Source organism: Bradyrhizobium sp. USDA 4474, from assembly GCF_054057515.1.
In genome coordinates this window covers 3,312,732-3,325,512 of sequence record NZ_JBSRZJ010000002.1, presented here as the reverse complement: position 1 = coordinate 3,325,512, position 12,781 = coordinate 3,312,732, and the positions used below count along the sequence as shown (strand labels likewise).

Sequence of the window (12,781 nt, the reverse complement as noted above, 5' to 3'; positions counted from 1 at the left end):
CCCGCGCTCTTGCCCTGCAGCGTCAGGGCTACTGTCCCGCAGCTTCCGCACCGCGCGTGCGCGGATCGGGCGCGCCGAGGGGCCCGTTCGGGGTCACGAGAATCGAATTGGCCGACGTCTGTCCCATCGGCTCCACGACGAGATGGTCCATCGCCTTCAGCTCGAACAGCACGTCGTCGGGAAAGCCGCGTTCGACGCGAACTTCATCCGGCAGCCATTGATGATGCAGCCGCGGCGCAGCCACCGCCGCCGCGACGTCCAGCCTGTAGTCGAGCACGTTCACGATCACCTGGAGCACGGTCGAGATGATGCGACTGCCGCCAGGCGAGCCCGTCACCAGCACCGGCTTGCGGTCCTTCAGCACAATGGTCGGCGACATCGACGACAGCGGCCGCTTGCCCGGCCCGGGCAGATTGGCCTCGTAGCCGACAAGACCATAGGCATTGGAGGCGCCGACGGCGGCGGTGAAATCGTCGAGTTCATTGTTGAGCAGCACGCCGGTGCCGTCGGCGACGAGACCGACGCCGTAGCTGAAGTTCAGTGTGTAGGTGTTGCTGACGGCGTTGCCGCTATTGTCGACGACCGAGTAGTGCGTCGTATTGCTGCCTTCGTGCGGCGATGTGGCGGTCGAAACGAGATCCTTCGACGGCGTGGCGCGTTCGGCAGAAATGCCGGCGCGCAGCTTGGCGGCGTAATCCTTCGCCGTGAGCCTATCGATCGGCGCGTTGACGAAGGCGGGATCGCCAAGATAGCGCGCACGGTCGGCGTAGGCGCGCTTCATGGCCTCGATCAGCAGATGAAGCGAGGCCGGCGATCCCTGCTTCAGGTCCGCGAGCTGAAAGCCTTCGAGGATGTTGAGGGTCTCCAGCAGCACCACGCCGCCTGAGGACGGCAGCGGCATCGAGACGATGTCGTAGCCGCGATAGGTGCCGCGCACCGGCGTGCGGATCACCGCCTGATAGGCCTTCAGATCAGCTGGCGTCATGATGCCGCCGGCATCGGAGACGGCCTTGGCGATCTTTTCCGCCACCGGTCCCTCGTAGAAGCCGCGCGGTCCTTGCGCCGCGACGCTCGCCAGCGTGTCGGCGAGATCGCTCTGCACCAGCCTGTCACCTTCGCCAAATGGCCTGCCATCGGACCTTGCGAAGATCTTGGCTGAGGACGGCCAGCGCGCGAGTCGCGGATACCAGCCAGGCAGCGTATCGGCGATGTCGTCGGTGATGATGAATCCATCACGGGCGAGTGCGATCGCAGGCTCCAGCAACTGCGCCAGCGTGAACCGACCCGAGCCGTATCTATCGAGTGCCAGAGCCAGGCCTGCGACCGTGCCGGGCACGCCGATGCCAAGCCCGGAATCGCGCGATTTTGCGGGATCGGGCTTGCCGTCGGCTCCGAGGAAGACTTGCGCGGTGGTCGCCGCAGGCGCGGTCTCGCGATAGTCGATCGCGACGTCTTCGTTGCGTTCGCCGGAATGGATCACCATGAAGCCGCCGCCGCCGATATTGCCGGCGCGCGGATAAGTCACCGCCATTGCGAAGCCGGTCGCGACGGCAGCATCGACGGCGTTGCCGCCACGTCGCAAGACGTCGGCGCCGACATGCGCCGCGATCCTCTCCTGTGCCACCACCATGCCGTGCTCGGCCGGAATGGCGTGCACGCTGTCGAGCGCGGGCGGCACATAGGGGAGCCGCGCATCTTGTGCTACCGCCGACGCCAGACCAAACGTCAGAGTAGCGATGAGCGCGAAAAAAGCGCGCCGTGTCGAAAATGACGCCATCATCGGATTTCCGCTGAGCTTCAGGCGAATTCAAGCGCGCCGCGATAATGCTATACGGTTTGCGCCAAGAGAGGCAAAACTGTTTGTGATGAGGACAGGGTGATGACGATCGCCCCGGATGCGCCAGTGGCCCTCGCCTCGCGGAGCTATCCGCCGCGCGCAGCGTCGTCGGCTGGATCTTCCCCGATTGGGCCGCCCAGCCCTACTTTCACGTTTCGCTGCATTCGGTGCGGTTCCGGTGGCGGCCTCCTGCGGGCTGTGGATCGGCAAGCCCGGCGATGTCTCCATCATCCCGCCGCGGCTGATCGATGTGGGTGAAGGAGTAGCTGCGCTCTCCGGTTTCACCACCGTCATTGCGAGGAGCCCGCGACAAAATCGCGAAGCAATCTTGCGCTGGTGCGACCAAGCAATCCAGAGCTCCTCGCGGAAAGATTCCGGATTGCTTCGCTGCGCTCGCAATGACGAGTCGCCAGCCTCAGTGCCTGAAGTGCCTTGTCCCCGTGAACACCATGGCGATGCCGTGCTCGTCGGCGGCCTTGATGACCTCGTCATCGCGCATCGAGCCGCCGGGCTGCACCACGGCAGTAGCGCCGGCTTCGATGCAGGCGAGCATGCCGTCGGCGAACGGGAAGAACGCATCCGACGCCACGACCGAACCCTTGGTGAGCGGCTCGACGAGCTTCAGCTCGTTGGCGGCGTCTTGTGCCTTGCGCGCTGCGATGCGGGCCGAATCCACCCGGCTCATCTGGCCCGCGCCGATGCCGACGGTGGCGAGATCCTTGGCGTAAATGATCGTGTTCGACTTGACGTGTTTTGCCACCCGGAACGCGAACTTGAGATCGCGCATCTCGGCATCGCTGGGCGCACGCCTGGTCACGACCTTGAAAGTCATGTCGTCGACCACGGCGTTGTCGCGGCTCTGCACCAGAAGACCGCCGGCCACGGTCTTGGCGGTGAGGCCGGGCGCGCGCGGGTCGGGCAGGCTGCCGGCAAGCAGCAGACGTAGATTCTTGCGCGCGCCGATGACGGCGATGGCTTCCTCGCTGGCATCGGGCGCGATGATCACCTCGGTGAAGATCTTGGTGATCTCGCGCGCGGTGTCGGCGTCGAGCGCGCGGTTCATCGCGATGATGCCGCCGAAGGCCGAGGTCGAGTCGCAAGCCAGGGCCTTGCGATAGGCCTCGACGAGGTTCGCGCCTTCAGCAACGCCGCAGGGATTGGCGTGCTTGACGATGACGCAGGCAGCGGTGCGCCGGGCGTCGAACTCGCCGATGCACTCATAGGCCGCATCGGTGTCGTTGATGTTGTTGTAGGAGAGCTCCTTGCCCTGGAGCTGCCGTGCAGTCGAGACGCCCGGGCGCTTGTCCGGTGTTGCATAGAACGCCGCCGTCTGGTGCGGGTTCTCGCCGTAGCGCAGCGACTGGATCAGTTTGCCGCCGAAGGCACGGAAGTCGGGCGCCTCGATCTCGAGCTGGCGGTTGAACCAGTTCGATATGGCAGCATCATAGGCCGCGGTGCGGGCATAGGCCTTTGCGGCAAGCCGCCGGCGCAGCTTCAGCGTGGTCGCGCCGTTGTTGGCGGCGAGCTCGTCGAGCACGGCCTTGTAGTCGTCGGCCTCGACCACCACGGCGACGTCGTCGTGGTTCTTCGCGGCGGCGCGGATCATCGCGGGACCGCCGATATCGATGTTCTCGATGCAATCCTCGAATCCCGCGCCTTTGTCGACGGTCGCTTCGAACGGATAGAGATTGACGACGAGCAGGTCGATCGGCGCGATACCGTGCGCCTTCATCGCTTCCGCGTGCTCCTTGTTGTCGCGGATCGCGAGCAGGCCGCCATGCACCTTCGGATGCAGCGTCTTGACGCGGCCGTCCATCATCTCGGGGAAGCCGGTGAGGTCGGAGACGTCCTTCACCTTCAGGCCGGCGGCGGCGATCGCCTTGGCGGTTCCGCCGGTCGAGACCAGCTCGACATCATGCGCGGCAAGCGCCTTGGCGAAGTCGATCAGGCCTGATTTGTCGGAGACGGAGAGAAGGGCGCGGGTGACGCGGCGGGGATGGTCAGTCATGAGCAAGATCCTCTGTTCAGGGAGTGTCTATGCCCAGGCGCGCGGCGGGTATGTATCGCGCTTCCCGATGGTGCTCCATCCAAGGTCGCCAGTCGCGCGAACGAGCGGTCGATAGCAGTTTTCGAGGCCCTTCACAACGATCGGATAGCGCCGAATCCCGGCTCTTTACAGCGGAAGTTCCGGCTCCCGGCGGGCGTTGCGGCGGGCATTGGTGACCGCCGGCGATGCGGTCGAGCGCACAAAGCTCCAGCGAACCGAGGCCGCCTGGCGGGCATCCTGGCGGATCACGATCTGGGCGGTCCGGCGCGGGCCGTCATTGCCGGCCAGGAACACGCTGTCCTCCAGGTCGACCTTCTCGTCCAAGGCTTCAAAGGTCCAGACGTCGCGGTTCGGCAGCACCAGCATGACGCCGCGGGCATCCGACAGGCGGCTCGCCTTCACCGCGGGATGCAGGTGGAAACGCAGCGCGAAGTCGGCGCCGGCGCCTTTCAGCCGCGCGCCCTGCGGCGGCGACAGCGTATCCTCGCCGTCAATCCGCGCGCCGTCATTGGCCATCATCAGCACGCGGCGATGGATCACGCCGAACTTGGCGAGATAGCCGTCATGGGAGGTCGTGAGCAGTGTGCCGTCCTGGGTGATCTCGCGATAGCTCTCGACGTCGTGGGGGCCGCTGGTGACCGGTGCACCGTGCAGCAGCCGCTTCATCGCTGACATCTCGACGAACTGGCAGGACGAGGTGTCGTGATAGGTCAGCGTCGAATGCGCCGCGGTGCCGCGCGCGAACGGCCGCCAATTGTCGCGGCCCGTGGCCGGCATGCCGCAATTGGTGACGATGCGGCTGATGCCGGAAGACAATTCGAACGACAGGCAACCGGCATGCGCGTCGTGGCTGACGCCGGGCGGCGGCGGCGGGCCGGTGTCGATGATCACAGTGGTCGGCCCGGCATCGAGGCGCTGGAAGCCGGTGTGCGGCATGTTCGCCATTGGTGCGCCATGGGCGTCGTCATAGGCGAGGAGCGTGGCCAGCAGATCCGATGGCGTCGCGCTCATGCCGTTGAACAGCGCGAAATTGCCGTCGCCGTGCCGGAAAAAACGCAGCATCGGCATCATGCGGTCGATCGCATTGAGCAGCGCCGGCGGCGGCGCGATGTTGCGCGCGGCAAAGGTCTGCCGCAGCGGCAGCAGGTCGATCAGCAGCTCGATCAGCGCGCCGGGATTTCTGGAGATATGCCCGCCGTCGGGGAGGATCTGCCGCTGCAACTCGTCCGACAGCTTTTTCGACGCGCTGCGGATGTGACGGGCCTGGTTGGCGAGGCACAGCGTTGTGTAGCAGAGCGCGATCTGCACCTGCAGTCTCGGCACCCCGTCGGGGATGTTGACCATGGCGAAGCGCAGCAAGCGGATCTCACGTGCGAGCGCGCGCAAGTAACGGCGATAGAATTTGTTGTCGGTATCGCTGAGCACCAGGGGCGCTTGCGACAGCAGCGAGATCACGCGCCGCGCCAGCACGTCGGCGCGGCGGGCGACCGGACGGCGCTTGTTGGCGGGGTTGCTGATCCAGTCCTCGACGAGCGCGCGCGCATTGGCCCGGGTCAGTGCGGTGTCGGCGGCGCGCAAGTGTCGCAGCCAGCCGAAGCCGAGCAGCGCGACCTCCCAATCCTCCGAGGGCGGATCGAGATCGAAGATGGAGCGTCCGTGGCAGTTGACGATCTTGCCGGCGAAGACGAAGCGCCCTGCATAGATCTCGGCGGCGCGCGTCGCATCCGCGGTGCGCAGATCATGCGGCGCGATGATCAAGCGGTCGGTGCGACCGGGCCAGACCCGCGACAGCGCAACGGAACCGCCGCTCGCGCGCGCGAGCATGTTCCGCGCAAAGCGGTTCATGACCAGCGTCGAGATACGTCTGCGTTGAGCGACCGACACGCCTTACCTTGAAGGGGGAGAGGATTCCGACGAATCCTTATTAATCCCAGAATCGGACCGCGGACACCACCTTGAAAGACCCCGAATCAGGGGCGTGGCAGCAAAATCCGGTGCAAAATCAGGATTTAACGAGCCGGGCCGCGAAGAATCCGTCCAGCCCGCCGAGCTTCGGGTCAGCGTGCGGCAGATGGCTCGGCAAGGTCCGGAGATCGCCCTCGGCGGTGATGATTTCGCCGAGCCCGGAGACTTCGCTCGCCTCGATCGGCACGCGGCGAAGCGACGGCTCTGCCGCCAGCAGCGTGACGACGGCTTGCTCGCCTTCCTCGGGTTCCAGCGAACAGGTGCAATAGACCAGCGTGCCGCCCGATTTGAGCAAGGAGACCGATTTCTTCAGCAGCCGCTGCTGGAGAACGGACATCGCGGCAACGTCCGAGTCCTGCCGCAGCCATGCAACATCAGGATGCCGGCGAATCGTTCCGGTCGAGGTGCAGGGGGCATCGATCAGGATTCCGTCGAAGCCGTCCCCTGGGGCGGTCCATTCCACGGCGTCAGCGACCACAGTCTCGGCCTGGAGCGACAGCCGGTTGAGATTTTCCCGCAGCCGCGCCACGCGCGCGGGCGAACGGTCCAGCGCCGTGACACGCGCTCCGGCTTGTGCCAACTGCGCCGTCTTGCCGCCGGGCGCGGCGCAGAGATCGGCGATGGACTTACCGGCGATATCTCCGAACAGCCGGACCGGCAGCGCGGCGGCGGCGTCCTGCACCCACCATTGTCCTTCGGCGAATCCGGGCAGCATGGTCACCGAGCCATGCAGCAGCGTGCGCACAGATCCGGTCGGCAGCACTTCGCCATGCAGACGGCTTGCCCAATGTGCGGCGTCGGACTTCACAGTCAGATCGAGCGAAGGTTCGTGGCCGAGCGCGAGCGCCATGTCCCGTGCGGTCGCCTCGCCGTAATGCGCGCTCCAGCGCGCCAGCAGCCAGGGCGGCAGGTCCAGCGATTGCGTCGCGACCTCCTCGACCAGCGCCTGGCCTTCGCGCGCGCAGCGGCGCAGCACCGCGTTGACGAGGCCGGCATAGCGCGCGGCGCGCCGGTCGGATTGCACCAGGCGCACCGACAGATCGACCGCAGCGTGATCGGGCACGTCCATCCAGAGGATCTGGGCGGCACCAATCAAGAGGGCGCTCTGCGCGCGCGGCGCATCGGACGGGATACCCTTGTCGAGCAGGCGCGACAGCACATGGCCGAGCGTGCCGAGCCGACGCAGGATGGTCGCGACCAGACGCCGCATCAGCGCGCGGTCGCGGTCGGCGAGCGTCTTCAGTCCGGGATGAGCGCCGGAGCCGTCGAGCTGGTCGTCGAGCGTGCGGTGCTTGTGCAACACGCCGTCGACGATGTCGGCAGCGATCCGCCGCGCCGCTAGACCAGGCACTTCGGATGGAGGAACGAAACGTTGAGATGGCATGCAGACGTAAGGTTCTGAGCAAGCGGCAGTTCCGCCGGGTAGGCGCATGCCTTAAGATCAGCTTCTGTGGCATGCGAATATGCCAAATGTAAGAACGGCCTCTGGCGATTTCAGCCCGCCGGAGCCATTTCAGCAATGCGTTATTGAACGTCGCGCGCCTGACGATCCTGCGCTAGGACCCGAACGATGAACGACCAGTCTCCTGTCCCCAATCGCAAACCCTTGCCGGCAGCCGCCCAGCGCGCGCTGGCCGAAGCGGAGGCACGCCGGCAAGCCACCGCGGCCCGTGCCGAAGCTGCGCCGAAGGAATTGCAGGGGCCGAAGGGACCCGAGCCCACGCGCTACGGCGATTGGGAGCGCAAGGGGATCGCCTCGGACTTTTGAGGTTCGGATTTTTTAGTCACTTGTCGGTCTGACTCACTCAGCCCTAGCGTGCTTGGATGTCGCGCTTCGACCCAGATAGGTCCGGTCGGTCGTCTTTTGGCGGCTCGCCATTTAGCCGTCGTCTCTCCGGACTGGTGCCGTGGATGTTCATCGTCAGCGTCGTGGTCGCGGTCGTGCTGACCTTCCGGCATGGGACGAATTGGCGGGTGCCGCATCCGGCCGATGGCCGCGCGCAGGATGCCGAGATCATCCTTCGGCATTCAGGCTCTGCCGAGAACCGCCTGCAGGTCGACGTCGTCCGCACCATCGATGGTGACACCTTCCTGGCGCGGGTGCATCAACGCGACGGACGCGATCTCGTCGCGCGGGTTCGGCTGCGCGGCATCGATGCGCCCGAGATGAAGGCATCCTGTCACGACGAGCTTGACAAGGCGGAAGCCGCCACCGAGGCGCTGCGCAACCTGCTCGGCCAGGGCGGCGTCACGATCTACAATCTCGGGACGGAAAAATACGGGCGTGTTCTGGCCGACGTGGCGACCAGACGAACCGCCAACGTTTCGGCGGCGATGCTCGCGGGCGGCTATGCGCGCAGCTACGATGGCGGCCATCGCGATGGTTGGTGTACGCGCGGCTGGCGCTTCTGGTAACAAAAAGCCGCGTCGAAACGCGGCTCTTTCAATCTCTGTTTGGTGGCGGCGATCAGCGTGTCACGACGACCTTCGTTCCGACCGACACGCGGCTGTAGAGATCGGTGATGTCGTCGTTGAGCATACGGATGCAGCCATAGGAGACGAAGCCGCCGACCGAGTTCGGCACGTTCGTGCCATGGATGGCATATTCTCCCCCGGCCAGCGTCATGGCTGCAACGCCCATCGGGTTGCGCGGCGATCCGCCCGGAATCACGTCGGGAAGCTGCGGCTTGTCGCGCTTCACCTCGGCGGGCGGCGACCAGGCCGGATTGCGATACTTGCCGTCGATGCGGGTGGTGCCGGCCCACTGCTTGCCTGATTTGCCGACACCGACCGGATAGCGCATGGCGTGGCCGTCATCGAGGATGAGATACAGCCTGCGTTCGTTGGTTTTGACCACGATGGTGCCCGGCGAGTAGTCGGCCAGATGGGCGCCCACCAGTTCCGGCCGCGCCTGGGCTGTCGTCGGCATCAAGGCCCCCGCGGCGACGGTCGCGGCCAGCGCGAATGCAATCTTCATCGACATCAATTTTCCCCTCGGCCCGGAACGGATCGTCCAAATTCACGCAAAACCTGAAATCGCCGGCCTCGCCCAGACATTCTCAACGCGCTTGTTAACCGGATGGTTTCCACGCGCGGCCGCCGGGGGCGAGCCGGCAGGGGGAAGAAAGGAAATGTTCGAAATAAAGTAAATGACCTGAAAACAACACTGGGCGGGAAAGATACCACCGCGCCGGGGTGCGCCCTGACAAGTGCGTGAGGGCGTGAACCGGGGGCGTTTTTGGACGGCGTCGGCGCGAAAGGCAGTCTCGTGTCGCGGACGCGGGTGCAACGCTGCTCCGCAGAGCCGGGACTCAGAAGCCAAGCGTTCTGCCGTGACGTGGGCCCCGGCTCTGCAGCGCATCGCCAAAGAGGCGTTGCGCTGCGTCCGGGACACGGGAGCTCAGACCGACTTCTTGTTCTGCCGGTTCTTCACGAGATCATCGACCACGGCGGGATCGGCGAGCGTCGAGGTATCTCCTAAGCTGCCCGGTTCGTCCTCGGCGATCTTGCGCAGGATGCGGCGCATGATCTTGCCGGAACGGGTCTTGGGCAGGCCTGGCGCGAACTGGATCTGGTCGGGCGAGGCGATCGGGCCGATCTCCTTGCGGACCCAGGTCACGAGCTCCTTGCGCAGCTCCTCGGTCGGTTCGATGCCGGCCATCAGGGTGACATAGGCGTAGATGCCCTGGCCCTTGATGTCGTGCGGGAAGCCGACCACGGCGGCCTCCGACACCTTCTCATGCGCCACCAGCGCGCTCTCGACCTCCGCCGTGCCCATGCGGTGGCCGGAGACGTTGATGACGTCGTCGACGCGGCCGGTGATCCAGTAATAGCCGTCGGCGTCGCGCCGGCAGCCGTCGCCGGTGAAGTACTTGCCCTTGTAGGTCGAGAAATAGGTCTGCTCGAAGCGGGCATGGTCGCCGTAGACGGTGCGCATCTGGCCCGGCCATGAGCGGGTCAGGCAGAGATTGCCCGTGGTCTCACCCTCCAGCACCTTGCCGTCGGCATCGACGATTTCAGGCACCACGCCGAAGAACGGCTGCGTCGCCGAACCCGGCTTGAGCCTGGTCGCGCCCGGCAGCGGCGTGATGAGAATGCCGCCGGTCTCGGTCTGCCACCAGGTATCGACGATCGGGCACCTGTTGTCACCGACGACGCGGTGATACCACTCCCAGGCCTCGGGGTTGATGGGCTCGCCGACCGAGCCGAGCAGGCGGAGCGAGGCACGCGAGGTCTTCTTCACGGGCTCGTCGCCGCCCTGCATCAGCGCGCGGATCGCAGTCGGAGCGGTGTAGAAGATATTGACCTTGTGCTTGTCGATGACGTTCCAGAACCTGGAATTGTCGGGGTAATTCGGCACGCCCTCGAACATCAGCGTGGTCGCGCCGTTGGCCAGCGGTCCATAGAGAATGTAGCTGTGGCCGGTGACCCAGCCGACGTCGGCGGTGCACCAGTAGATGTCGCCATCGTGATAGTCGAACACGTATTGGTGCGTCATCGCGGCGAACACGAGATAGCCGGCCGAGGTGTGCAGCACGCCCTTGGGTTGGCCGGTCGAGCCCGAGGTATAGAGGATGAACAGCGGATCCTCGGCATGCATGTGCTCGACCGGGCATTCCGTCGTCACCATCGCCGCGGCCTCGTGATACCAGAGGTCGCGGGTCGGGTTCATGTCGATCTTGCCGCCGGTGCGCTTGACGACGACGACCCAGTCGACGCCCTCGGACTTTGCGAGGGCCGCGTCGACATTGGCCTTCAGCGGCACCTTCTTGCCGCCGCGCAGGCCTTCGTCAGCGGTGATGACGACCTTGGACTGGCAGTCGTTGATGCGCTGGGCGAGCGAATCCGGCGAGAAGCCCGCGAACACCACCGAGTGGATGGCGCCGATCCGCGCGCAGGCCAGCATCGCGTAGGCCGCTTCCGGGATCATCGGCAGATAGATGGTGACGCGGTCGCCCTTCTTCACATTGCGGGTGCGCAGGATGTTGGCCATCCGGCAGACCTCGTCGTGCAGTTCCTTGTAGGTGATGTGCCTGGACTGCGAGGGATCGTCGCCTTCCCAGATGATCGCGGTCTGGTTGGCGCGCTTGTGCAGATGCCGGTCGATGCAATTGTGAGCGACATTGAGGATGCCATCTTCGAACCACTTGATCGAGATGTTGCCCGGCGCGAAGGAGACGTTCTCGATCTTGGTCGGCGCGTGCATCCAGTCGATGCGCCTGGCCTGCTCGGCCCAGAACGCGTTGGGGTCCGCGACCGAGCGGGCATACATGTCCTTGTATTTGGCCTGATCGACCCAGGCGCGCTTGGCCCATTCCGCGGGGACGTCGTAGATCTTCTCGGACATGCTTCCCTCCACATACGGCAAGCCGAGCACAGCGGACTGGCGAGCCGACTTCATCGTTGAACGATTATGCGTCGGGCTAACGGGCCCCGACAAGGAGCACAAGCTGGACCTTCGATGAGCGGCCGGCCATGCGGAGAATCAAGCCGCAACGGCCGGCTGTCGCAATTCTGAAACAGGCCGAGTGGCGGCTTTTGGCTCTTGACCCAAAACCTGGGAAGCGGCCTTGCAGGGAGCCCATGCGCCGCGGGAGGTATTTGGAGACCGCTTCTCACTGATTCGGGACTCGCAATGCGGTTCGGAACACCCTAAGTGGCTAACCCGGGTCCGAAGAGGCTCTCCGAGCGAGGCTTGGAACAAACGTCAGAACAGCGGCATTGAACGGTAACAGACAGGGCCAGGGCTTAAGACCATGATGGATCAGCAGAATCTCGGGACGATGCGGCCTGCCTCCGCCGATCCTGCTGCCATTGCGCTGGCCAAGGCCCTCGGGCAATGGCCCAAACCATCAGGTTCCACCCGTCCCAGCCCGAAAAAGGTCTTCGATGCGGCGTCCCCTGCAACGGTGGAGGCGCTCGCCAAGGAACTGGGCCTGCGGCTCGGCGACCAGAACGAGCTGACCATCCGCCGCATCAAGCGCGGCAAGGGCTATTCCTTCGTCCGTCCCAACGGCGCGCATATCCGTGACGCCCGCACAATCCGTCGGCTGCATGCCATGGCGGTGCCGCCGGCCTACCGCGAGGTGCGCTACTCGGCCGATCCGAGCTCACATCTCCAGGCGGTGGGACGCGATGCCGCAGGCCGGCTGCAATATCGCTATCACGCCGACTGGGAGAAGGTCCGCGAGCATCGCAAGGCGCATCGCCTGGAAAAGCTGGTTGGCGCGCTGCCCAAAATCCGGCGCAAGGTGTCGGCGTTCCTGTCGGGCGACGAGCCGACCCGCGAATTCGCGCTCTCGGCCGTGATCGAGCTGATCGCGCGCACCGCGATCCGGCCCGGCAACGAATCCTACGCCCGCCTCAACGGCACCCGCGGGGCCACGACGCTGCTGAAGTCCAACGTCACGCTGGAAGACGACTGCTTCGTGCTCACCTTCAAGGCGAAGGGCGGCAAAGCCGTTCGCAAGGAGTGCGACGCCGCCAAGCTGGTGCGCGCCATCGGCATTTTGCAAAGCGTCCCCGGCAAGCGCATGTTCCAGTATCGCGATGCCTACGGCGTCGTTCGCGCCGTCAGCACCACGCAGGTGAACGCGTTCCTGCGCGAGATCGCGGGCATCAAGATTTCGCTGAAGGATTTTCGCACCCTGATGGCCTCGGCTGTCGTCGTGGAATCGCTGTCGCGGATCACGCCGGCGACCAGCCAGCGCGGCCGCAAGAAGCAGGTGCTGGACGCGATCCGCGCCGCCGCCGACAAGCTCTCCAACACGCCGGCGATTTGCCGCAAGAGCTACGTCCACGACACCATCGTCACGGCGTTCGAAGAGGGCATCCTCGAGCGCTTCGCGGCGACCATGAAGGGCCAACGCTCGCAGGCCCGCCGCGAGCAGCTGTTGCAGCAGGTGGTGGCGACCGCGGCGGTGTAGCCCGCG

The 12,781-nt window shown here is 65.4% G+C and carries 9 protein-coding genes and 1 riboswitch; of the genes, 3 read left to right on the top strand and 6 right to left on the bottom strand.

Annotated features, from left to right (window positions below; translation table 11 throughout):
* Window positions 1-28: 28 nt before the first annotated feature.
* The 4 genes from ggt to ACVW16_RS17580 all read right to left on the bottom strand — a co-directional run bounded on the left by ggt (window position 29) and on the right by ACVW16_RS17580 (window position 7,233).
* Window positions 29-1,780: a gamma-glutamyltransferase gene (gene ggt / locus ACVW16_RS17595; protein ID WP_456700403.1), complete on the bottom strand. Its 1,752-nt coding sequence runs from the start codon at window positions 1,778-1,780 to the stop codon at window positions 29-31.
* Between the two features lie 472 nt (window positions 1,781-2,252).
* Window positions 2,253-3,845, bottom strand: coding sequence for a bifunctional phosphoribosylaminoimidazolecarboxamide formyltransferase/IMP cyclohydrolase (gene purH, locus ACVW16_RS17590; RefSeq protein ID WP_456700402.1), 1,593 nt, complete (start codon window positions 3,843-3,845; stop codon window positions 2,253-2,255).
* Window positions 3,846-3,869: 24 nt separating this feature from the next.
* Window positions 3,870-3,951, bottom strand: a riboswitch (ZMP/ZTP riboswitch).
* A gap of 59 nt (window positions 3,952-4,010) precedes the next feature.
* Window positions 4,011-5,729: a heparinase II/III family protein gene (locus ACVW16_RS17585; RefSeq protein ID WP_456700401.1), complete on the bottom strand. Its 1,719-nt coding sequence runs from the start codon at window positions 5,727-5,729 to the stop codon at window positions 4,011-4,013.
* Between the two features lie 157 nt (window positions 5,730-5,886).
* On the bottom strand, window positions 5,887-7,233 hold the full coding sequence (locus ACVW16_RS17580) for an RsmB/NOP family class I SAM-dependent RNA methyltransferase (RefSeq protein ID WP_456736838.1): 1,347 nt from the start codon (window positions 7,231-7,233) through the stop codon (window positions 5,887-5,889).
* A 186-nt stretch (window positions 7,234-7,419) separates the two neighbouring features.
* Between ACVW16_RS17580 and ACVW16_RS17575 the strand changes: the two genes are divergently transcribed.
* Together ACVW16_RS17575 and ACVW16_RS17570 are read left to right on the top strand one after the other, a co-directional pair.
* Window positions 7,420-7,617, top strand: coding sequence for a DUF1674 domain-containing protein (locus ACVW16_RS17575; protein WP_456700399.1), 198 nt, complete (start codon window positions 7,420-7,422; stop codon window positions 7,615-7,617).
* Window positions 7,618-7,673: 56 nt separating this feature from the next.
* Window positions 7,674-8,264 carry a thermonuclease family protein gene (locus ACVW16_RS17570; protein ID WP_456700398.1) on the top strand — a complete coding sequence of 197 codons (591 nt, stop codon included), beginning with the start codon at window positions 7,674-7,676 and terminating at the stop codon, window positions 8,262-8,264.
* Between the two features lie 52 nt (window positions 8,265-8,316).
* On the opposite strand, the gene ACVW16_RS17565 is transcribed toward ACVW16_RS17570, so the two are convergent.
* Both ACVW16_RS17565 and acs read right to left on the bottom strand, forming a co-directional pair.
* The gene (locus tag ACVW16_RS17565) at window positions 8,317-8,832 is read right to left on the bottom strand and encodes a L,D-transpeptidase (RefSeq protein WP_456700397.1); all 516 of its coding nucleotides are present in this window, start codon (window positions 8,830-8,832) and stop codon (window positions 8,317-8,319) included.
* Between the two features lie 417 nt (window positions 8,833-9,249).
* Window positions 9,250-11,196 (bottom strand): acetate--CoA ligase, encoded by a 1,947-nt coding sequence (gene acs, locus ACVW16_RS17560; protein ID WP_456736839.1) that lies wholly within the window; start codon window positions 11,194-11,196, stop codon window positions 9,250-9,252.
* Window positions 11,197-11,605: 409 nt separating this feature from the next.
* On the opposite strand from acs, the gene ACVW16_RS17555 reads away from it, so the two are divergent.
* Complete coding sequence (locus ACVW16_RS17555) at window positions 11,606-12,775, top strand: DNA topoisomerase IB (protein WP_456700395.1); 1,170 nt, start codon at window positions 11,606-11,608, stop codon at window positions 12,773-12,775.
* Window positions 12,776-12,781: the final 6 nt, after the last annotated feature.